Origin of the sequence: Sorangium sp. So ce836, assembly GCF_028553905.1 — a bacterium.
Classification (GTDB): Bacteria; Myxococcota_A; Polyangia; order Polyangiales; family Polyangiaceae; genus Sorangium; species Sorangium cellulosum_D.
The window spans coordinates 10387905-10407683 of sequence record NZ_CP102233.1; the positions used below are offsets into that span (position 1 = coordinate 10387905).

General features: G+C 73.7%; 18 protein-coding genes and 1 tRNA gene. 14 read left to right on the forward strand and 5 right to left on the reverse strand.

The genetic code is table 11. The features are described from left to right. Nucleotides 1–103: 103 nt before the first annotated feature. Nucleotides 104–1339, forward strand: a complete 1236-nt coding sequence (locus NQZ70_RS37795; RefSeq protein WP_237244396.1) for a hypothetical protein — start codon at nt 104–106, stop codon at nt 1337–1339. Nucleotides 1340–1383: 44 nt separating this feature from the next. Here the strand turns inward: NQZ70_RS37795 and NQZ70_RS37800 are convergent, their stop codons facing one another. Continuing rightward, entirely contained in the window at nt 1384–2832 is a 1449-nt protein-coding gene (locus NQZ70_RS37800; RefSeq protein ID WP_129578559.1) for an MXAN_5187 C-terminal domain-containing protein, read from the reverse strand. Between the two features lie 81 nt (nt 2833–2913). Between NQZ70_RS37800 and NQZ70_RS37805 the strand changes: the two genes are divergently transcribed. The 3 genes from NQZ70_RS37805 to NQZ70_RS37815 all read left to right on the forward strand — a co-directional run bounded on the left by NQZ70_RS37805 (nt 2914) and on the right by NQZ70_RS37815 (nt 6523). Continuing rightward, nucleotides 2914–4005, forward strand: coding sequence for a histone deacetylase (locus NQZ70_RS37805; RefSeq protein WP_129578560.1), 1092 nt, complete (start codon nt 2914–2916; stop codon nt 4003–4005). Between the two features lie 344 nt (nt 4006–4349). Next, nucleotides 4350–4425 (forward strand) — tRNA-His (locus NQZ70_RS37810). Between the two features lie 715 nt (nt 4426–5140). Beyond that, the gene (locus NQZ70_RS37815; protein WP_129578562.1) at nt 5141–6523 is read left to right on the forward strand and encodes a hypothetical protein; all 1383 of its coding nucleotides are present in this window, start codon (nt 5141–5143) and stop codon (nt 6521–6523) included. Between the two features lie 82 nt (nt 6524–6605). Here the strand turns inward: NQZ70_RS37815 and NQZ70_RS37820 are convergent, their stop codons facing one another. Further along, nucleotides 6606–6875, reverse strand: coding sequence for a hypothetical protein (locus NQZ70_RS37820; protein ID WP_129578563.1), 270 nt, complete (start codon nt 6873–6875; stop codon nt 6606–6608). Between the two features lie 421 nt (nt 6876–7296). Between NQZ70_RS37820 and NQZ70_RS37825 the strand changes: the two genes are divergently transcribed. Together NQZ70_RS37825 and NQZ70_RS37830 are read left to right on the forward strand one after the other, a co-directional pair. Next, nucleotides 7297–7800, forward strand: a complete 504-nt coding sequence (locus tag NQZ70_RS37825) for a response regulator (protein ID WP_129578564.1) — start codon at nt 7297–7299, stop codon at nt 7798–7800. 68 nt (nt 7801–7868) lie between these two features. Then, a complete protein-coding gene (locus NQZ70_RS37830) occupies nt 7869–8390 on the forward strand; it encodes a YqaA family protein (RefSeq protein ID WP_129578565.1) in 522 nt (173 codons plus the stop codon). An 18-nt stretch (nt 8391–8408) separates the two neighbouring features. Here the strand turns inward: NQZ70_RS37830 and NQZ70_RS37835 are convergent, their stop codons facing one another. Beyond that, nucleotides 8409–9068 carry a hypothetical protein gene (locus NQZ70_RS37835; protein WP_129578566.1) on the reverse strand — a complete coding sequence of 220 codons (660 nt, stop codon included), beginning with the start codon at nt 9066–9068 and terminating at the stop codon, nt 8409–8411. 267 nt (nt 9069–9335) lie between these two features. On the opposite strand from NQZ70_RS37835, the gene NQZ70_RS37840 reads away from it, so the two are divergent. The 4 genes from NQZ70_RS37840 (at nt 9336) to NQZ70_RS37855 (ending at nt 13180) form a co-directional block, all read left to right on the forward strand. Further along, complete coding sequence (locus NQZ70_RS37840; protein WP_129578567.1) at nt 9336–10247, forward strand: hypothetical protein; 912 nt, start codon at nt 9336–9338, stop codon at nt 10245–10247. A gap of 7 nt (nt 10248–10254) precedes the next feature. Next, complete coding sequence (locus NQZ70_RS37845; RefSeq protein ID WP_129578568.1) at nt 10255–11151, forward strand: protein kinase domain-containing protein; 897 nt, start codon at nt 10255–10257, stop codon at nt 11149–11151. A 121-nt stretch (nt 11152–11272) separates the two neighbouring features. Next, nucleotides 11273–12463 (forward strand): cystathionine gamma-synthase, encoded by a 1191-nt coding sequence (locus NQZ70_RS37850; protein WP_129578569.1) that lies wholly within the window; start codon nt 11273–11275, stop codon nt 12461–12463. A gap of 150 nt (nt 12464–12613) precedes the next feature. Next, nucleotides 12614–13180, forward strand: a complete 567-nt coding sequence (locus NQZ70_RS37855; RefSeq protein WP_129578570.1) for a hypothetical protein — start codon at nt 12614–12616, stop codon at nt 13178–13180. 102 nt (nt 13181–13282) lie between these two features. Here NQZ70_RS37855 and NQZ70_RS37860 read toward each other — a convergent pair whose 3' ends face one another. Together NQZ70_RS37860 and frr are read right to left on the reverse strand one after the other, a co-directional pair. Beyond that, nucleotides 13283–14146 carry a Stp1/IreP family PP2C-type Ser/Thr phosphatase gene (locus tag NQZ70_RS37860; protein ID WP_236644138.1) on the reverse strand — a complete coding sequence of 288 codons (864 nt, stop codon included), beginning with the start codon at nt 14144–14146 and terminating at the stop codon, nt 13283–13285. A 481-nt stretch (nt 14147–14627) separates the two neighbouring features. Continuing rightward, the gene (gene frr / locus NQZ70_RS37865; RefSeq protein WP_129578571.1) at nt 14628–15185 is read right to left on the reverse strand and encodes a ribosome recycling factor; all 558 of its coding nucleotides are present in this window, start codon (nt 15183–15185) and stop codon (nt 14628–14630) included. 347 nt (nt 15186–15532) lie between these two features. Between frr and NQZ70_RS37870 the strand changes: the two genes are divergently transcribed. The 4 genes from NQZ70_RS37870 to NQZ70_RS37885 all read left to right on the forward strand — a co-directional run bounded on the left by NQZ70_RS37870 (nt 15533) and on the right by NQZ70_RS37885 (nt 19713). Further along, complete coding sequence (locus NQZ70_RS37870; RefSeq protein WP_129578572.1) at nt 15533–17008, forward strand: sigma-54 dependent transcriptional regulator; 1476 nt, start codon at nt 15533–15535, stop codon at nt 17006–17008. Between the two features lie 99 nt (nt 17009–17107). Further along, nucleotides 17108–17746: a peroxiredoxin gene (locus NQZ70_RS37875; protein WP_237244397.1), complete on the forward strand. Its 639-nt coding sequence runs from the start codon at nt 17108–17110 to the stop codon at nt 17744–17746. A 42-nt stretch (nt 17747–17788) separates the two neighbouring features. Continuing rightward, on the forward strand, nt 17789–18448 hold the full coding sequence (locus NQZ70_RS37880; protein ID WP_129578573.1) for a DNA-3-methyladenine glycosylase: 660 nt from the start codon (nt 17789–17791) through the stop codon (nt 18446–18448). 68 nt (nt 18449–18516) lie between these two features. Then, on the forward strand, nt 18517–19713 hold the full coding sequence (locus NQZ70_RS37885) for a hypothetical protein (protein WP_165374375.1): 1197 nt from the start codon (nt 18517–18519) through the stop codon (nt 19711–19713). The last annotated feature ends 66 nt before the right edge of the window (nt 19714–19779 follow it).

Genomic DNA, 19779 nt, shown 5'->3' on the forward strand with positions numbered 1-19779 from the left:
CCGGATGCGCGGGCGCCGCCGGAGGCGCGGAGGCGCCGGCGCGCGCGGGCCTACTGGAGGAGCCACGCGTGGCGCATGCCACGGCGCGTCGAAGGCGGGCGTCGTGCCGATCGCAGCGGTGCGCCGGCTGCGCCGACCTCCGCGCGCCGACCACCGCGCCTCCCGCGCCGCCGTGCGCGCGGCGGACGGGCGGCGCGGGTGGGCGCAGGCGGCGTCCCGCGCGCGCGGCGCGGTGGTAGCTTCGCGGGCGGTGCTGCTCTCCCGCGTCCGCCTCGCCCACGTCGGCCCGTTCGATGATCTCTCGCTCTCCTTCGAGGACGCCGACGGCGCGCCGCGCCGGCTCGTGGTCCTCTTCGGCGGCGACGGCGTGGGCAAGACCTCGATCCTGTCGGCGATCGCGTCGACGCGGCCCGGGTACGCGGTCGCACAGCTGAAAGCGCGCGGCGACGACGCCTCGCCCCCGCTCGTGGTCACCGACTGGATGCTCGGAACGGACGATCCGGCGCGCGCGCACCCGCTGCGCGTCGCGAGCCCGAACGCGCGCCTCGACGAGCCCGAGGACGCGGCGCTCCTGCGGCGGCGGGAGCAGGCGCTCTTCGAGCGGCGCGCGGCCGAGGGGGGCTTCGTCCTCGTGGCGCTCTCGGGCGCGCGCTGGTTCTCTCGCACCGCGATCGTGCTGACGACGCCCGAGCGCAGCATCCTCCGCTACGACGTGCGCGCCGCCGCGAGCTTCGACGACGCGACGCGCACCGACCTCGCCCGCGAGACGAAGCAGGTGCTCTCGTTCTTGCCGGTCGCGGCCGCGATCGCGCGCGACCGCGCGAAGAACAAGCCCGAGGCGCGGCCGGACGCGCGCGCGGACGCGCAGGCGGAGCGGCTCGGCGCGCTCGAGCGCGCGCTCAAGGAGGTGCTCGATGCGCTGCTCGAGGGCCACGACGCGGCGTACGTGGGCGTCGATCCGCTGCGGCTCGAGCCGATCTTCGAGCGCGCGGACGGCCAGCGCGTCGACTTCGACGATCTCGGGCGGAGCGCGCGGCACACCATCGCGTTCGGCGCGCTGGCGCTCCGCGCGCTCGCGTCCGCCCACCCGACCGGCGATCCGCGGCTCGCCGAGGGGGTGGTCCTGATCGACGACATCGAGGCGCAGCAGCCGGCGCACCGGCAGCGCTCGCTCGCCGCCCGCCTCCGGGCGGCGCTCCCCAACGTGCAGTGGATCGTCACGACGGCGTCGCCCGCGTTCGCGCTCGGCTGCGAGCTCTCCGACGTGATCGCCCTCCGCCGCGAGCCCTCGTCGGGGCGCGTCGAGCCGCACGAGGGCCCGGACGCCGTGCTGCACTGAGGGGCCACGGCGCGCCGCTCCGGCATCCGGGCGCGCGCGGAGCGTCAGGCGAGCGGCACGGCGAGGAGCACGACCTCCTTGCCGCGCACCTCGATCTTGTAGCGCATCGGCTTGCCGTGCTTCCGCCCGAGCTCCTGCTCGCTCGCCTTGAGGCGGGCGACGAACGCGTCGCGGGTGATGTGATCCACCGGGTCGCCGAGCGACGTCTTCGCCGCGATATACTCGGCGAAGATGCGCGCGTAGTAGGCGTCCTCCGGCTCCTCGAGGAGCGCCTTGGCGTCGGCCGGGATCTCGCCGGGGGACAGCGCGGCCATGCGCTCGTCGACCTCGAGGGCGTCCCGGAACGACGCCGACGTGGGCGCGCGCGACGGGCGCCCCTCGGCGTCGGTCTCGTCCTCCTGCACGCCGAGCAGCTGGTTCAAGAGCGAGTTCAGCCGGAACACGAGCCCGCCGAGCTCGGCGTGCTCGATCCCGAACCGGAGGTCGGTCCGGCCGTTCATGATCGCGAGCAGGCCGTCCTCGATCTCGGACACCGGCTGCGAGATGTACGCGTCCAGGAAGTAGGCGGCGATCACGACGAGCACGAGCCCGAGCGCGGTGACGCCGAGCATCGGCCAGAGCAGCGAGCTCGCGAGCCCCGGCGTCCGGATCTGCGCGACGCTGAGGAGCACCGCCCGCCGCCCGTCGCCGTAGCCCTCGAGCGCGTGCCCGACGGCGCCGTACTCGCCGGACAGCCCGCCGATGTCGACCGCCCGCCCGGAGCTCAGCGCCTGGAGGGCGCTGTCCTTCGCCGGCGACGCCGTGAGCGCCGCGACCAGCTGCGGGGGGGTCTCGCGCGACTTCGCGACAACGTCGAGCCCGTCGCCCGACTGCATCGCGACCACGAGGAGCCGCCCGCTCGTGCGCTCGCTCGCGTTGGTCAGCCGCTCGTCGTTCAGCGCGGTGCCCACGGCGACGGCGCCGATGATCTGCCCGGCGTCGCCGCGGATCGGCGCGTAGGACGCGAGCAGCTGCTCGTTGCGCGCGCGGCTCACCCACACGTCCGAGCCGGTCACCCCCTGCTCGATGGCGCGCTTCAGCGACGGGTAGACGGCGCCGAGGTTGTCCCCGCGCATGAGCGCGGAGCCGTTCCGTCCGAGCACCACGCCCTTCGCGTCCACCAGGACCACGAGGGAGGGCGGGGTCCTGCCGAGCTCGGGCGAGGCGGCGACCGCCTCCCGGATGGCGTTGGCGGCGCTCGTGGCCGCCTCGGCGCGGGCCGGGGCGGTGCCGGCGTTGAACGGCTCGCGCAGCTTCGGGTCGCTCGCATGGGAGGCGAGCCACCGCTCCAGCACGAGGCCGTCCACCTGGAGCTGCGCCATGGCGGCCGCGAGCGCGCGCGATGCCTCGCCGGGCCGCCCGATCTCCGCGAGGGAGGCGCGCGTGAGGGCGTACGAGAGCCCTCCGACCATGAGGACAATCACGGCGAAGACTGCGATGATCTTTCCGCGCATCCTGCGTCTCCACTCCTTCTTTCGGGGGCTCAGGGCAAGCTACCATCCGCTGCGGCGCTGCTACAACTCTCCACCCAGCTCATGGTGCACTTGAATCACCCGCACTCCGAAGCCCCGCGCCTCTACGTCGTCGACGACGCGCTGTTCGAACAACACCGCGCGCGCGGCGCGCACCCCGAGCGCCCGGAGCGCCTCGAGGCCGCCCGCCGCGCGATCGAGCGCTGCGCCGCGGCTGGCCTCTCGATCGAGCGCGTCGCGACGCGCGACGCCACCGAGGACGAGCTCGCCCGGGTCCACGCGCCCCGGTACCTCGAGTCGCTGGATCGGGTCAGCGGGCACTACGCGGCGCTCGATCCCGACACGTACGTCGTCCCGCGGTCGGTCGACGCGGCGAGGCGGGGCGCCGGCGCCGCGGTGGCGCTTGTCGAGGCGGTGCTCGCCGGCCCCGGTCGGCTCGGCGTCGCGCTGCTGCGCCCGCCCGGCCACCACGCGACGCGCGACACGGGCATGGGCTTCTGCCTCCTGAACAACGTCGCCGTGGCGGCGAGGGCCGCGCTGAGCAGCGGGCTGTCGCGGGTGGCGGTGATCGACTTCGACGTGCACCACGGCAACGGCACGCAGGACATCTTCTGGGACGACCCGCGGGTGCTGTTCTGCTCGCTGCACCAGTGGCCGTTCTACCCTGGCACCGGCTCCGCCGAGGAGATCGGCGGCGGCGAGGGCGCCGGCTACACGGTGAACGTGCCGCTGTCCGACGGGGCGACGGACGCGGTCTACGAGGCGGCGTTCGACGAGCTCGTCCTGCCGGTGCTCGACGAGTACGCGCCCGAGCTCATCCTGGTCTCGGCGGGGTTCGACGCGCACGAGCGCGATCCGCTCGCGGCGATGAAGCTGTCGCGCTCGGCCTACGCGGCGATGGGCCGCCGGCTCGCGGCGATGGCGACCGCGAAGGCGGGGGGGCGGCTCGCCGTCTTCCTGGAGGGCGGCTACGACCTGGCCGCGATCGAGGGCTCGCTCGCCGCCGCGCTGATCGCCGCCTCCGGCCGCGAGGCGGACGAGCCGGCGGGCGCGTCCGGGCCGCCGCCCGCGCAGCGCGCGCCGATCTCGACGCGCCACCGCGGGGACCTCGACCGCGCCCGCCGGGTCGCGCTGCGCCGGTGGGCGACGCTCTGAGGGAGCCGCCCGGCGGTGGGCGCCGGGGTGCAGGGCGCGACGGGTGAACGAGGCAGCCGGGGCGACGCCAGCGGGCGGACCGCCGGCGGCTCGGGATGCGCGGGATGTCAGGGGGTGTGCCGCGCGGCGAGGCGGCGCGGCCTCGTTCCAGGGCGGGGGAGCCAAGCCGGGGGCCCCAGGGCGGGGAGCAAGCGGGGAGCAACGCGGGGCCGGAGGGGGCGCTGGAAGCGAGCCCGGAGCAACCCGGAGCAAAAAGAGCGACGCGCCGTGCGTTTACCCGATTGCACTCTGCGCGGAGCTGAGTATTCTGCCAGGCCTTCGCAGCCCCCGGGCCGCGAAGAACGGTGGGTATAGCTCAGTTGGTAGAGCACTGGATTGTGGCTCCAGGTGTCGCGGGTTCAAATCCCGTTACTCACCCCAGGTAGGACAAGCCCGAGGCCGCCCAGCAAGCGACGGGTGCCCGGAGGCTGATCGCACCACGACGGATCAACAGACCGCCGAGGCAGGCCTGCCGGGCTCCTCGCCCGAGCGACGCGACGTCCGCGGCGCCTCGCGAGCGTGCGCGCACCGTGCCCTGCGCATCGCAAGAGGTGGCGGAGCCCGGCGAGCGGTCGCCTGACGATCGCGGCGCCTCCAGCAGGGCCGCGCAGCGGCTCGCCCCCGGCGACCCGCCGCCCTCCTGAAGCGGCATGCCCGCGGGAGCGACGCGCGCGATCTACGCGCTCTGCCTTCTTCCTTCCACCGCGAGCCGCGGCCCCCCTCTCTCGGCCGCCCCCGCGCGAGCGCGACGCGTGCCCCGGTCCGAGCGCGCGACGCGCTCCAGGCCGTCGCCCTCGATGAGCGCGCTCGCGCGCCATCTCATGAGCGCGCTCGCGCGCCATCTCATGAGCGCGCTCGCGCGCCATCTCATGAGCGCGCTCGCGCGCCATCTCATGAGCGCGTCGCGCGGCATTCCATGCGCGCGTCGCGCGGGGCTCCGCGCATCGCTCGATTCTATAAGTGCTCTTCGCGAGCCCCGGAGACATCGATTCATGGATATCCATCCATCGCGGTGAGCCTTTATCCCTTCTCCCGGAGACAGCAAGTCTCGCCTCTGTAACCGGTTCGCCACAATGCCCGCATAGCGTCCGCGCCCATGAAAACCACGCTCCCTCGGAGCCGCGCGGTGACCGCGCGGCTCATCTCCGCCGTTTTTCTCGCGCTCGGCGCGCCCGGGCTCGCGGCGTGCGCCGCCCCGGCGGACGACGTCGCGGATCCTGCCGAGCTGCCGGCCCCCGGCGCCGTCGATGTCGTCCAGCCGCTCAAGCTGTCCGAGCGCGCCCGCGTGCCCGAGAAGGAGCCGGGGTTCGTCGCCGCGGAGCTCGGGGAGCGCGAGATCGTCATCACCCACGACGGCAGCCTGCCGCCTTTCGCCGCGGGCGACGTGCTCGGCGGCACGCAGGGAGGCGGCTACCTCGCCCGCGTCGTGCGCGTCCGCGCGCTCGACGCGGCGCGGGTCGCGCTCGAGACGACGCCCGCCGACCTCACGGAGTTCATCACCGAAGGGCACGTCCACGTCCACTACGACGCGCGCGAATACGCGCAGGCCATCGACGAGCACCTCGCGCGCGTCCGCGAGCTCGGCCTGGAGGGCGACGAGCCGATCGCGAGCCAGGCGGAGGCCCTGAAGATCGCGTCCGGCGCCTCCATGAAGCTCTTCGAGCTCTCCTCGGCCTCTCTCCCGGCCTCGTGCGGGGTCACCGCGCACGGGACGGCGGCGCTCGACGTCACGGCCGAGCTCTCTCCGGTGCTCGACTTCGAGGTCCACGTCGGCCCGCGCGGCGGGGTCAACCCGGTCCCGGAGCTGAAGCAGCTCCGCTTCGTCGCCTCTGGCAGGCTCGACGTGAGCGCAACGCTCCAGGGCTCCGGCACGGTCACGGGGAGCTGCACGGTCGATCTCCTCGAGCTCGCCGGGGGCGTCCCGAGCGTGCCGCTGCCGACGCTGACGTTCTGGGTGGGGCCCGTGCCCATCGTCGTCACGACGAACGTCGTGCCGAGGGCGACGGCCGATGTGGGGCTGTCGTTCACGGCCGCCGAGGTGGAGGCCGAGGCGCAGACGACCGCCGAGATCGAGGCCGGGGTCGATTACAAGAACGGGAAGTGGCGCACGATCTGGGAGCCCTCGTGCTCGGCCTCGGGGACGGCCTCGATCGGGGCGCCCGGCGCGATCACGGCGTCCGGCAAGGTGAGCGCCGGCGCGGAGCTCCGGGCGCGCCTGTACGGCATCCTCGGCCCGAACGTCGGAGTCCAGGCGTACGCGCGCGTCAGCGCGGAGACCGCGCCGCCCTACTGCTCGTACGACGCGCGGGTCGACGGCGGCGTGCGCGCCTACGCCGAGGCGGAAGCCGGCGTGTCGGTCGGCCCGCTGAACCTGACGTTCAAGCGCCTCGATCTCGTCGATCTCGATCTCCTGCGCTTCGACGCGCCGCTCGCCTCGGGCAAGCTCCGCGACGCGCCCGAGTGCGACGCGGAGCCGTGATCGCGCCGGCCGTCATCGCGTCGGCCTCCCGGCCGGGAGGCCCGGCGCGCCCCGCCCCCCGCGGCGCGCGCGCTCGCCGGGCTCAGGGGTCCGCGCACGCCACATAATCGCACGACGCCTCGTTCACGCACTCCTCGGTTCGCTCCACGAGGCCTTCTCCCTCGAGGCCGAGGCACGCGGTCTCACAGCTGGTCTTGCTCGGCGGCGGGTCCCCTTTCTCTTCCGCGCAGAGGATGCGGTGCTTGCAGAGCTCACTGCACGCGTGCAAGTTGTCTTCGTCCTTGCACCCCGCGGCAAAGAGGCCGAGAGCGGCGATGACGAGGGGGATCGATCGGAGTCCTGCGTTCTTCATGGGCAGCTCATCTCGGTTGTGGGGCGCTCCCCGGCGGGCGACCCGCTGCCGACCGGCAGACCGGGTCAGCGCACGAGAAGGCGAGCGCGCGATCCGGCAGGATCGCGGCGCGTTGCAAACGGCCTGCAGGCCTCACCATGAGGCCACGCCTCGGCGCCCAGCATAGACGAATCCCATGCCGCCGCCCACGGCGCGGACGCCCGCGGCACGACCCCGCGCGGCGGAGCCACGCCCGCGCCGCGCCGTCTCCGCGCGCCGCTATCTCCCTCTGCGCGGCGCGCTGTCTCCCTCCGCGCGGCGGCGCAGAGGGAGACAGCGCGCCGAGCTCGGCGCCGCGCCGGCCTGCCGCACTGGCTCGATGCGCAGGACGTGGTACATTGTGTCATGGGCGTCTCGACGCGCCCTCCACGATCCACGCAGAATGTCGTCCAAGGAATCCGATACCCTGCTCGGGGCCGATCCAGCCCAGCGGCCGGATCGCGAGAAGCCCGAGTCCACGCGGCTTCCTCTCGTGCTCGTGGTCGACGAGGACAGGGGCCTCTGGCAGCCGCTCGGCGCCCTCCTCGCGGAGCGATATCGCCTCGTCGTGTGCGCCTCGGCCCTGGACGGGGTCGCCGCGTTCACCGAGGACACCTGCGCCGTGATCATCGATGTGCGGATGTCGGGGCAGGACGGCTTCTGGGTCTGCGACCAGATCCGCAAGGTGCAGCCGGAAGTCCCCGTGATCTTCTATTCGCCGTATCAGGACGAGAAGGACTCGTTCGAGGTCATCAACGCGCACCGGCCGTTCGCGTACGTCGACAAGCAGGGCGCCGCGCAGAGGCTCCTCGACGCCCTCGAGAAGGCGACGCGGATCTTTCAGAGCACGCTCCGCAGCAGGCGGATCATCGAGCGGCTCCAGCGCCGCCGGCAGGAGGCGGTCTGAGCCAGCAAACGAGCGAGGCGCGCCCGCGCGACGACCGGCGAGATCTGTGGCGCACGCTGGTCCAGCTGGTGCTCAGCCTGGGCGCGCTCTTCGGGCTCATCGCGCTGGCGGCGCACCTCGCGCGCGACCAGCTCGACGCGCTCGGCCGCGGGTTCGTGCAGCGCTTCGGCCTCGCCGGGATGTTCGTCGGCACCTACCTCGCCGACGCGTTCTCGTTCCCGATCCCGCCGCAGTTCTACATGCTGACGGCGATCACCTCGGGAGGCCCGCAGGTCGCGCCCATGATCGCGATCTCGGCGGCCTCGCTCCTCGCCGGCTGCACGGGATACCGGCTCGCCGGCCACCTCGCGCGCTTCCGCATCTTCGCGGCGCGCCTCGAGCGGACGCGGCCCAAGATCGATCGGCTGTTCGACCGTTACGGGTACTGGGCCATCGCCGTCGGGAGCGTCTCGCCGGTCCCCTTCTCGATGCTCTGCTACCTGTCGGGGCTGTACCGGATCCCGCCGCGCTACTTCTTCACCATGGTGCTGTTCCGGGTGCCTCGCCTCCTCATCTTCTACGCGCTCATCCGGATGGGATGGAGCCAGTGAGGCCGGAGGCGTGAGCCCCTACCTGGGGCTCTCCGCCTCCTCGGACGGGTTCACCCGGACGCGCTCCAGGATCTGATCGACCATGCCGAGATCGATCCCGGAGCGCTCCACCACGTTCCTGGAGAACAGCCGAGTCGCCTCCTTCGCGAGCTCCTCGTCCGGGAGGAACGGCCGCGCGGGCGACCGCGGCGCCGGCAGGCCGATCTCCTTTTCGAGCTCGGAGATCGCCCGGATCATCTCCTGGTAGCAGGCGGAGGCGATCTGCACGGAGAACGGGAACACCTGGACATTGCCGCGGCCGGCGCGCACGGCGTGCAGCGTCGCGGCGGCCTGCTCGGCGAACTGCCGACTCCCGAACGCGTTGGCCATCTGCGCGTACATCGCGATGGACTCCTGGTCCGCCGCGAGGTCCTCCTCGCGCGTGCGCGGCGCCCCGGACCCGGGCGCCGAGGACCACCGGACGATCATCCGCGCGTAGTCGTCGAGCGCGCGCCGCTGGAGGGCCAGCCGCTCCAGGAGCGCCTCCCGCCGCTGTCGCAGGAGCTCCGCCCTCTCCTCGTGCTCGGCCCGGCGCTCCGCGCTGAGATCTGCCGATCTGCGCGCCACGTAAGCGCCGATAAAGAGGGCGACGCCGTTGCTAACAGCGATGAAGAGCATCTCCAAAATCTTGGGATCCATGCCGTTCTCAAGACTTCTATCACGTTCGCGCTGAACGCAGAGATATGCCGCATGACGCGAAGAAAAGTTGGCCACCGCCCTCCCCCCGTGCAGGTGCGTGGCCATCCCACAGGCGGCCGCGGCGCAGGCGCCCGCCGGCGAGCTCGCCGCGCGACCGCGCCCCGCTCCGCCGCGACGCGCGTCGTCGGCGCCGCGCGCGTCGTCGACGCCGCGGACGCGGCGCGGCGCCGGCGGCGATGCGCGCGGCGGGCGTGATACGATGTTCGTATGACCGGCTCACTCGACGGAGGCGCGGGCCCGCACCTCGCCGGGCTGGAGGGCCCGCTGCGCGAGGCGCTGGAGAGGAGCCTCGCCGACCGGCTCGCGCGCCGCCCCGGGGCGGAGCTCAACCTGGACAACGCGTTCTGGGGCGCCCCCGAGCCCCGCGATCTCGGCGAGGCGCTCACCCGGTTCGGGCCGACGTGCGTCAACGTGGTGGCGCGCATCTTCGAGCGCATCCGCGATATCGACCCCACGCTCGGGCTGTGGGCGCAGATCAGGTATCTGCGCAACGTGTGGGTCGGCGGGAGCGCGGGATTCAAAGCGGTCTACGCCGAGCCGGCGGCGATGCGCGAGCGCCTCGACGGCCAGTTCGCCGGGACGGGCGGCCGCCGCATGGCGCGCGACACGATCCTCGGCGGGATCGAGCACCAGCGAGGCCCGCTGCTCGGCGCCCTCGCGGGGAGCATGGGCTCGCTGCTCCGGGGCGGCGAGCCGCTCGACGCGGACAGCTGGCGCGAGGTGCACCGGCCCGATCAGGAGGCGGTGCACATCTGCGTGGGCAAGCGCGAGCCGCGGCTGCCGGAGCTCGACGACATCCACCTCGACTGGAGGTCGCCGGTCGTTGGCGTCGACGAGGCGACCCGCCGCTGCCGGTACGGCCTCTTCATCGGCGTGGTCCACTGGGCGCAGGCGCGGTTCGGGCTCGGCAATCCGGTGTTCCCCTTCCAGAGCATCGACGATCGGGTCGCCGCCCTCGACGGCCGGGGCGACGCGCCGGCGCGCTGGGCCGATTTCGCGGCGCGCTGGCGCGAGGCGCGGTGGGCGCTCGCGGTGCGCGGCAAGGCCGGCGCGGAGGAGGCGCTGCGGTGGCTCCGCGCGTGCGACGAGGCGGCCCCGGCGCCGGCAGAGAGCGGCTGAGGGGCCCATGCCTTACCCCGCTCCCGACGGCACCGAGCTGGTCGAGCACCTCGGCGCAGGCGCCACGTTCGACGTGGCGCTGGTCCGGCTCGGAGGCCCGCCGCCCGGCCCAACGCTCGGCCCCACGCTCGGCCCCACGCTCGGCCCAACGCTCGTGTGCAAGCGCCTCGCCCCCGCCGCCCTCCGCGCGCACGCCGGGCGGGCCGCCATGGTCCGCGAGGCGAAGGCGCTCTCGCTCGCCCGGCACCCTGCCCTGCCCGCGCTCGCGCGCGTCGGCGCCGATCGCCACGGCCCCTTCCTCCTCGAGAGCCGGCGCGAGGGCGCCTCGCTCCGCAACGTGCTCGACGGATGGCGCGGCCGCGACCGCCCGCCGCCCGCGTCGCTCGTCGTCCACGTCGTCCGGGCCGCCATCGAGACCCTCGCCGAGCTCCACGAGCTCGAGGACGCCGCGGGCCCGATCGGCTTCGTCCACGGCGATCTCGGCCCCGATCACGTGCTGCTCGGGCCGCTCGGCGACATCGGCCTCGTCGACCTCGGCGCCGCGCGGTTCCGCGGCATGGATCCCGATCTCGAGACCGCCGACCGGGGCACCGTCCCGTTCGTCGCCCCCGAGATCGCCCGCGGCGAATCGCCGCCGACCGCGCGCGGCGACGTCTACGCCATGGCGGCGACCCTCGTCGCCTTCGCCACCGGCGCGCCGCTCACGCGCGCGGGCGAGCAGGCCGCGATGCTGGTCGAGATCGGCGAGTCGGGCCTCCGCCTCGACGCGCTCGCCGCCGCGGGCGCGCTCTCGCCGGGGCAGCGCCGGGCGCTCGCCCGCGCCCTCGACCGCGATCCGGAGCGGCGCGTCGCGAGCGCGCGGGCGCTGCTCGACGCCTTCGACGCGGCCGCCCCGCGCGGCTAGCGACGCGGCCGCCCCGCGCGGCCAGCTCAGGCCCAGGAGCGCGGCCGGCTCGCGCGCGCCCGGCCCTCGCGCGCGCCAAAACCGTGGACGCACGCGGCCCGTGGGATAAGTCTCGATCCGCATGAAGCCCCACCTAGGTCACGACAGGCTCGCCCTCGACACGCTCGCCATCCACGCCGGCCAGCCGCCGGATCCGACGAGCGGCGCGGTCATGACGCCGATCGTCCTCGCGAGCACGTTCGCGCAGGAGCGGCCGGGCCAGCACAAGGGGTTCGAGTACTCGCGCAGCGGCAACCCCACCCGCAAGGCGCTCGAGGAATGCCTCGCCGCGCTCGAGGGCGGTCGCCACGGCTTCGCCTTCGGCAGCGGCTCCGCGGCGACCGCCACGCTGCTCCACACGCTCCGGCCCGGCGATCACGTGCTCTCGGGCGACGACGTCTACGGCGGCACCTTCCGGCTCTTCGACAAGGTCATGCGGCCGATGGGCATCGCCTCGACCTCGGTCGACATGAGCGACCTCGACGTCGTCCGCAAGGCCCTCACCCCGGCCACGCGGATGATCTGGATCGAGACCCCGACGAACCCGATGCTCAAGATCTTCGACATCGCCGGGATCGCGGAGATCGCGCGCGCGCACGGGGCGCTGCTCGTCGTCGACAACACGTTCGCCACGCCGGTGCTCCAGCGGCCGCTCGACCTCGGCGCCCACGTCGTGGCGCACTCGACCACGAAGTACCTGAACGGGCACTCGGACGCCGTCGGCGGCGCGCTCATCACCTCGGAGGACGCGCTCGCCGAGCGGGTCGCGTTCCTGCAGAACGCGCTCGGCGCCGTGCCGAGCCCGTTCGATTGCTACCTCGTGCTCCGCGGGATCAAGACGCTCGGCGTGCGCGTGCGCCAGCAGTGCGCGTCGGCCGCGCTCATCGCCGGCAGGCTCGCCGAACACCCCGCCGTCCAGGCCGTGAACTACCCCGGCCTGCCCACGCACGCCGGCCACGCGCTCGCCGCGCGGCAGATGCGCGCGCCCGGCGCGATGATCTCGTTCGTCGTGCGCGGCGGCCTCCCCGTCGCCTCGCGGTTCCTCGAGCGGCTCGCGATCTTCGCCTGCGCCGAGAGCCTCGGCGGCGTCGAGTCGCTCGCCGAGCACCCCGCCATCATGACCCACGCCTCCGTGCCCGCGGCGGCGCGGGAGGCGCTCGGCATCGCCGACGGCCTCCTCCGGCTCTCGGTCGGCCTGGAGGGCAGCGAGGACCTCTGGAACGACGTCGCGCAGGCGCTGGAGGACGCGCAGGCGCTGGCGCCCCGCGCCTGATCGCGCGCGCCGGTCGCGGCCGCTCGCGCTCGCCGCGCGGTCGCGCGGGACGCAGGGAGGCGGGGCGCGGCCGCCGTTTGATCGGGGGCCCTCGAATACGATAGAAGCGAGGTGCGGCCTCGGGGCCGCCATCCACCACCGGAGCTTGCCATGAGTCTCGCCCGCCTCGGCTTCGTGCCCGTGCTCGGCCTTCTACCCCTGCTCGGCTTCGGCTGCAGCGACCCGGCGCCGCCCACCCCGCGCGCCGCCTACTCCCTGAACTTCGTCAAACCGGGCGCCAGCTGCAACGTGGGGGGGCACTCGGAGGTCCTCGGCGAGGTGACCGCGGCCCGGCGGCTCCGGGTGGTCGCCGACGGCGACGAGGGCGCCTCGGTCGACTGCACCGTGACCGGCTCGGGCTCCTTCGACGTCTCGGCGACGCTCAAGAACAGCGCGACCGCCACGCAGGTCCGCATCAAGATCGTGGACATCAGCCCCGGGGCGACGAAGGAGATGCCCGCCAGCGGCAGCGTCAGCTTCTCGTCGGCGAAGACGAGCGGCACCACCTTCACCTCCACGACCGACGAACAGTGCCAGTTCTGGTTCGACGCGGAGAGCGAGCAGGGGGTCGACGCGGGCAAGATCTGGGTCGTCTTCGAGTGCCCGTCCGTGACCGACGGCCAGTACACCTGCGAGATCCGGCGGGGCGCCCTCGCCCTCGACAGCTGCGGGAGCTGAGCCGACCGGGGCGCGCGGGGGGCTGAGCGCGCCCCCCCGCGCGTCGGCGCTTCGCGGGGCGCGCGGCCGGGACGCGCGGGCGCAGGCCGCGCCGCTCGCGCGTCAGCTCTTCTCGGAGCGTGAGGCCGACGCCGCCGGGACCGTCGACCGCTCGCCCATGTTGACCTGCTGCGAGTCGGCGGGCGGGCCGATCGTCGCGCTGTTCGGGAGCTCGGCCTCGTCCTGCTCGTCGATCCGGATCACGAGCGCCGTGATGTTGTCCTCGCCGCCGTTCTCGTTGGCCTTGGCGATGAGGCGGCGGCACATCTCCGGCACCTCCTCGGTCGAGCTCACGATCTGGAGGATCTGATCGTCCGAGAGCATCCCGCTCAGGCCGTCCGAGCAGAGCAGGTAGACGTCGCCGGGCTGCGGCTCGTCGCTGATCAGGTCCACCGCGACGCTGTCGTTCATCCCGAGCGCGCGGGTGATGACGTTGCGCGGGAGCTCGGCCCGCTGCTCCTCGGTGAGCTCGGGCATCGCCATGATGTAGTCGTTGAAGAGCGAGTGATCGCGCGTGAGCTGGCTGATCGAGCCCTTGCGGACGCGGTACGCGCGGCTGTCGCCGACGTGGCCGACGTAGATGCGGTTCTTCTTCTTCGAGAAGAGCGCCCCCACGACCGTCGTGCCCATCCCGGCGCAGTCGCGCGACCGGATGCTGCGCTCGAAGATCTGGCGGTTGGCGACCCGGATGCCCGCCTGGAGCCGGTTCTCTTCCTCCGACAGGCTGGTGTCGAAGTGGAATGGCCAGGTGGCGTCCTCCCGCGACGTGGACCGGAAGAAGTCCGCGATGGACTCGGTCGCCAGCCTGCTCGCTACGTCCCCCGCGCGGTGGCCCCCCATGCCGTCCGCGACGATGAACAGGTCATACTCCGACAGGACGGCGTAGCTGTCCTCGTTGTGGTCGCGTTGGAGACCAACGTCCGTCATTCCTGAAGCGATCGCTCGCATAACCTCGGGAATCCTTGAGACGGCTCCGGGCCTTTGGCTTCGAGCACCAACCGTTTCATGCTACCGAAAACCTGTCAAGCAGGGCCTCTCGCACCGTAATGGACGTCATCAGACGTCCACTCGCCGACCTTCCTGATCCTACCGACTCGGACCGGGGGGACCGCAAGCCTCTTTTTCATTGAACGCTTCATTGTCGGCCCAGGCGTCGGTCCGGCGCCGGCGCGCGGGCTCAGCCCCCGGCCCCGCGCCGGCAGGACTGCGAGGCGCCTCCGGGCCGTCCTCGTCGAGGACGAGCCGCGCGCGGCCGTGCGCGGCGCCACCGCTCACGCCGGGCGGCGCCCGGCGGCCGCGGACCACGCGCCCCCCTCGCCCGGAGACCCGGGCCCATCACGCGAAGGCCAGGGACGCCGCGTCGCGCGGTCCGGCCTTCGCTCGGCCGCCGGCACCGCGGCGGCCCCGCTCACACGTCCAGGATGTCTTTTTCCTTTGTCGCGATCACCGTGTCGACCTGCCTCGTCCCCTCGGCCACCACGTCCTCGACCTTCTTCTTCGACCGGTCGGCCTCGTCGCCGCTGACCTCGCCGTCCTTCTCGAGGGTGTCGATCATCTCGTTGGCGTCTCGACGATGCTTCCGGATGGCAACTTTACAGTCCTCTCCGTTCTTCTTGGTGAGCTTCACCATCTCGCGGCGCCGCTCCTCGGTCAGCGGCGGGATCGGAAGCCGGATGAGATCCGCGTCCACCTGGGGGTTCAAGCCGAGATCGCTCTCCCGGATCGCCTTCTCGATCGCCTTCACCTGGTTCTTCTCCCAGGGCTTGACCGTGATGAGCCGGGGCTCCGGCACGGACACCGTGGCCATCTGCACGATCGGCGTCTGCACGCCGTAGTAATCGACGCGGATGCCGTCGAGCATGGCCGCGTTGGCGCGCCCGGTGCGCACCTTCGCCAGGTCTCGCCGGAGAGCTTCGATGGCCTTGTCGATCCCTTCGCGCAGCTCCTTGATGACGTCCTCGAGCATGATCCGGCTTCCTCCGTGTGGGGCTCGCCCAGCCCGCCCTCTTCGCGGGCGGGCGCGGAGCTTACCGCGTATTTCTGGGCCGGCGGAGAAATCGATCCGCCCGGGCGCCGCCGGCGTCGCGGCCGGACGAACGATCGCCTCCGTCTGGGCGTGGGGCGCGGCGGCGCGGGCGGCAGGGCGCCCCCTTTCGGGACGGCGGATGGCAGGGCGCCGCCGGCGGACCGCGGAACGCCGCCGGCGGACCGCGGCAGTCCGCGCGGCGGGGGCCGCGCCGGCGGCCGGGCGGCGCCACCTCCGCTGTCACGGTCGCGCCGAGCTGTAGTAACTCTGGGAGGCAGGGCGACCCGATGCGCGATCTGGACTGGAACAGCTTCGACGTCCTCGTCGTCGACGACGAGCAGGACAACCTCGATGCGTTCCGGTTCGCCTTCAGGAAGTCGTTCAAGCTCCATTACGCGCTGGGCGGCGCCGAGGCCCTCTCGCTCCTCGAGCGGCTCGATCCTGCGGTGATCGTCGCGGACCAGCGGATGCCGGGGATGAGCGGTATCGAGTTCCTCAAGCAGGCGAAGGAGCGGCGGCCCGACGCCGCGGGCGTGCTGCTCACCGCCTACGCGGACATGACCGTGCTCATCGATGCGGTCAACTCGGGGGCGGTCGACCGCTACGTCCAGAAGCCCTGGAACTCGAAGGAGCTCGCCGTCGTCCTCCGGCAGGCGATCGCCGGCGTCGCGACCGTCCGCGAGAACCGGCGGCTGCGGGAGCAGCTCGCCCACTACGCCGGCTACCTCGAGCGCGAGCAGCGCGACCCGATCGATTTCGGGGAGATCGCCGGCGAGAGCGAGGCCATGCGCGAGGTCGCCGCCCGGATCGGCGAGGTGGCGAAGGCGGCGACGCACGTGCTGATCGAGGGCGAGGAGGGGGCGGAGAAGGAGGTCGTCGCCCGGGCGATCCACGTGGGCTCGCCGCGGGAGGAGCAGCCGTTCGTCAAGGTGACGTGCGCCGCGTTCCGGGGCGACGCGCTCGAGCGCGAGCTGTTCGGCTGGCGGCGGGGCGCCTTCGACGGCGCGTTCACCGAGCGAGCCGGCCGGCTCGAGCTCGCCCACCGGGGGACGATCTACCTCGACGAGCCGGCGCCGCTCACGCCCTCGCTCCAGGCGCGGCTGCTCCGCGTGCTCACCGACGGCGAGGTCGAGCGGCTCGGGTCGACCGAGACCACCCGCGTCGACGTGCGCGTCGTGCTGTCGCTCACGCCCGGCATCGAGGAGGCGTGGGCGCGCGCGGACGTCCTGCCCGAGCTCGTCTCCCGGCTCTCGGTGTTCCCGCTGCGGCTGCCGCCGCTCCGGGAGCGGCGCGAGGACATCCGCGCCCTCGCCGAGCACTTCCTGCGCAAATACGCGCGCCGCAACGCGCGCGCGGCCACGTCGCTCTCGGACGAGGCGATCGCCAAGCTCACGGCCTACGCGTGGCCGGGGAACACGCGCGAGCTGGAGAACGTCGTCGAGCGCGCCGCCATCCTCTCCCGCGGCGACGTGATCCTGCCCGAGCACCTCGCGTTCACCGCGCGCCCCCAGCCGACCGAGCCGCCCGCCCGGCCGCCGAAGGCCGCGGACCCGGAGGCGGACGCGGCCGGAAAGGCGCTCGCCGCGCCGGCGTCGTCGCGGCCGAAGCTCGACCTGAGCTCGCAGCTCGACGACATCGAGCGGCGGGAGCTCCTCGCCGCCCTCGAGCGCTGCGGCGGGAACAAGGCAGAGGTCGCGCGCCAGTTCGGCATGCAGCGCACGACCCTCTATTACCGGCTGAAGCGGCTCGGCATCGACACGTGACGCCTCCCGAGGATCGCGCGGCTCGCGGCCGTCGGCGGCAGCGCGCGGCGCCCCCTCGCCTGTCGACGCGGGCGGCGACTTGCGGCAGATTGCGGCGGCATGCTGAGGGTCGGTGAGCTCGCGCCGGAGATCGACAAGCTGGCCACGGACGGCCAGCGCTTCGTGCTGTCCCGGCAGGGCGGGCTCTGCACGGTCGTGTTCTTCTTCCCGAAGGCGTTCACGCCCGGATGCACCGTGGAGACCCGGCAGTTCCGCGACAACCACGCCGAGCTCGCGCTCGCCGGCGCCAGCCTCGTCGGCATCAGCACCGATGATCACCGGACCCAGTGCCGGTTCGCCGCGTCGCACAAGGTCCCTTTCCCGATGATCGCCGACGACGACCGCGGCGTGTGCCGCGCCTACGGCGTCCTCTGGCCGCTCATCGGCGTCGCCCGGCGGGTCACCTACGTCATCGCGCCCGACCTGCGCGTCGCGGCGGTGTTCCATCACGAGCTCCAGGCCTCGAAGCACCGCGACGACGTGCTCGCGTTCGTCGACGAGCGCTTCCGGGCGGCGCGCCCCCCCGCGATCCCGGCCGCCCCGCGCGGCCAGCGCGCGCCGTCGGACCGGCCGCCGTCCGACGTCGCCCCGCAGGCCTCGCCTGCCGTGAGCGCGCCCGCCGCCGCCTCGCCGGGCGGGCCGCCCGACAGCGATGCCCCGCCCTCCGGGACGCCCGCCCCGCCGGGCCACCCTTCCTGACGGCGCGCTCGTCCGCGCGCCGGACGCCCGCCGGAGACCCGAGTGCCCACCACGCGCCCCACGCCCGAGCCGCCCGCCCCCCGCGACGGAGCCGCGCTCCTCGAAGGAGCGCCGCCGCTGCCGCGCGACTTCTACGCGCGCCCCCCGCTCGTCGTCGCGCGGGCGTGCATCGGCAAGGTGCTCGTCCACAGGACGCCCGAGGGCACCGCCGCCGGACGCATCGTCGAGACCGAGGCCTACCGCGGTCCGGAAGATCTCGCCGCGCACAGCGCCGGAGGGCGGCGGACAGTGCGGACGGAGATCATGTTCGGCCCGGCGGGCTACGCGTACCTGTTCATGCTCTACGGCATGCACTGGGCGTTCAACATCGTCGTGGCCTCGGAGGGGGAGCCGCACGTGGTGCTCGTCCGCGCGATCGAGCCCGTGCTCGGGCTCCCGCTCATGAGCCGACGGCGGGGCGTCGCGCCCGGGCGGGTCGAGCTGACCAACGGTCCTGGGAAGCTCTGCAAGGCGCTGGGGCTCGATCGCTCCGCCTACGGGATGGATCTCTGCGGAGCCCAGCTCTCGCTGCTCCCCGGCGCGGCGGGGCGCATCGGTAGGTCACCTCGCATCAACGTGGACTACGCAGGTGCGTGGGCCAAGAAACCGTGGCGCTTCTACGAGCGCGGCAATCGCTATGTATCGGTTTCGCCTCGCCATTGAGCCGGCGTGAGGGCGCGAGCCGCTCGAAGCGCTCGCGCCCGGGCCCAGGATCGCGCGAGAATGGCCGCATGGGATTCTGGCCTTTCGGGAGCCGCGAGCCTGCCAACGTCGAGAGCGCCTCGCAGGTCGTCACGACGGCCACGCGCCGCGAGACCGTCAGGGGAAAGTTGACACTCTATTTCAAGGCCCCGCAGACGCAGAGCGCCGCGAGCAAGGCCGCGGAGCGGTGCGCGCAGATCGCCGGAGACCTGCTGCGCGAGACCGGCGAGCAGGAGCCGCTCCTCGGCAGGGAGGCCGAGCTCGCCGCGGCGATCGCCGCCCGCGCGCCGCGCGGCGTACCGGCGCTGCGCGCGATCGAGCTCGCGTCGCTGCACGTCGTGACCGACCGCACCACGCAGTCGCGGCGCAACCGGCTGACCCCGGTGCCGCCGCTCGCCGCGGATCCGCTGCGGAGCGCCGGCACGCGCGCGCCGTCGAGCCGGCCGCCGCCGGGCGGCCTGCACGCCGGCGCGCCGCCGCCGCCGAGCAGCCGCGGCGTCGGACAGCTGCCGAGCCCGCCGCCGGGCCTCGGCCACGGCTCGCCGTCGAGCATCCCCCCGTCCAGCGTGCGCTCGCCGCCGAGCTCGGGCGCTTACCGCCTCCGCGGCGCGGGGGTCGGCAACGGGCGCGGGTCGAGCCCGGGGCTCATCGGCTCGCCCCCCACGGTCATCGCCGCCGCGCTCGCGCCGCTCCTGCGCGACGCGTCGACGCGGCTGCTCCTCGGGTGCTTGCGCGCGCACGACCTGATCATCGTGCGCCGCGTCGCGATCGATCCGGGCGCGGCGGAGCAGATGGCGGCGCTCCTGCCGGCGTCGGAGGCGCCGCCGGGCGAGCTCGAGGCGAGCCGGGCCGCCGAGCTCTCCCGGTGGCACGCGGTGCTCGGATCGCCCGTGATCAGCCAGCTGCGCACCGAGTCGTGCACGATCAGCGCGCAGAAGGCCCGGATGGCGCTGAGCACCGCGTCCATCCCGCCGGGCCTCGTGGGCGAGCTCGTCGACGCGCTCTGCCGCACCGCCTTCCCGGGCCTCGCGCTGTCGAGCGCCCACATCGATCGCTACGTGGAGCACGATCTGAGCGAGCTGGCGGCCGAGAGCGTGGCGCGCATCCTCCGGCACCCGAACTCGAAGCAGCTGCGGCTCGCGCTCGGCCCGCTGCTCGACGCGGTGCAGAGCGACATGGACGCCATCTCCAGCCTCGCGAAGGCCTCGCTGGGCAGCGCCCCGTGAGGCCGGCGCTCCCCCCCGGCGCGCGTTCCCTTCGCCGCCAGCTTTCGCTAGTTTCTTCGAGGGCTT

Bases quoted from the DNA above. Each gene is read 5' to 3' on its own strand.
- NQZ70_RS37885 (WP_165374375.1), top strand. From the start codon at position 18,517: ATGGGATTCTGGCCTTTCGGGAGCCGCGAGCCTGCCAACGTCGAGAGC.
- frr (WP_129578571.1), bottom strand. From the start codon at position 15,185: ATGCTCGAGGACGTCATCAAGGAGCTGCGCGAAGGGATCGACAAGGCC.
- NQZ70_RS37860 (WP_236644138.1), bottom strand. From the start codon at position 14,146: ATGACGGACGTTGGTCTCCAACGCGACCACAACGAGGACAGCTACGCC.
- NQZ70_RS37850 (WP_129578569.1), top strand. From the start codon at position 11,273: ATGAAGCCCCACCTAGGTCACGACAGGCTCGCCCTCGACACGCTCGCC.
- NQZ70_RS37805 (WP_129578560.1), top strand. From the start codon at position 2,914: ATGGTGCACTTGAATCACCCGCACTCCGAAGCCCCGCGCCTCTACGTC.
- NQZ70_RS37855 (WP_129578570.1), top strand. From the start codon at position 12,614: ATGAGTCTCGCCCGCCTCGGCTTCGTGCCCGTGCTCGGCCTTCTACCC.
- NQZ70_RS37815 (WP_129578562.1), top strand. From the start codon at position 5,141: ATGAAAACCACGCTCCCTCGGAGCCGCGCGGTGACCGCGCGGCTCATC.
- NQZ70_RS37835 (WP_129578566.1), bottom strand. From the start codon at position 9,068: ATGGATCCCAAGATTTTGGAGATGCTCTTCATCGCTGTTAGCAACGGC.
- NQZ70_RS37870 (WP_129578572.1), top strand. From the start codon at position 15,533: ATGCGCGATCTGGACTGGAACAGCTTCGACGTCCTCGTCGTCGACGAC.
- NQZ70_RS37875 (WP_237244397.1), top strand. From the start codon at position 17,108: ATGCTGAGGGTCGGTGAGCTCGCGCCGGAGATCGACAAGCTGGCCACG.
- NQZ70_RS37845 (WP_129578568.1), top strand. From the start codon at position 10,255: ATGCCTTACCCCGCTCCCGACGGCACCGAGCTGGTCGAGCACCTCGGC.
- NQZ70_RS37825 (WP_129578564.1), top strand. From the start codon at position 7,297: ATGTCGTCCAAGGAATCCGATACCCTGCTCGGGGCCGATCCAGCCCAG.
- NQZ70_RS37800 (WP_129578559.1), bottom strand. From the start codon at position 2,832: ATGCGCGGAAAGATCATCGCAGTCTTCGCCGTGATTGTCCTCATGGTC.
- NQZ70_RS37840 (WP_129578567.1), top strand. From the start codon at position 9,336: ATGACCGGCTCACTCGACGGAGGCGCGGGCCCGCACCTCGCCGGGCTG.
- NQZ70_RS37820 (WP_129578563.1), bottom strand. From the start codon at position 6,875: ATGAAGAACGCAGGACTCCGATCGATCCCCCTCGTCATCGCCGCTCTC.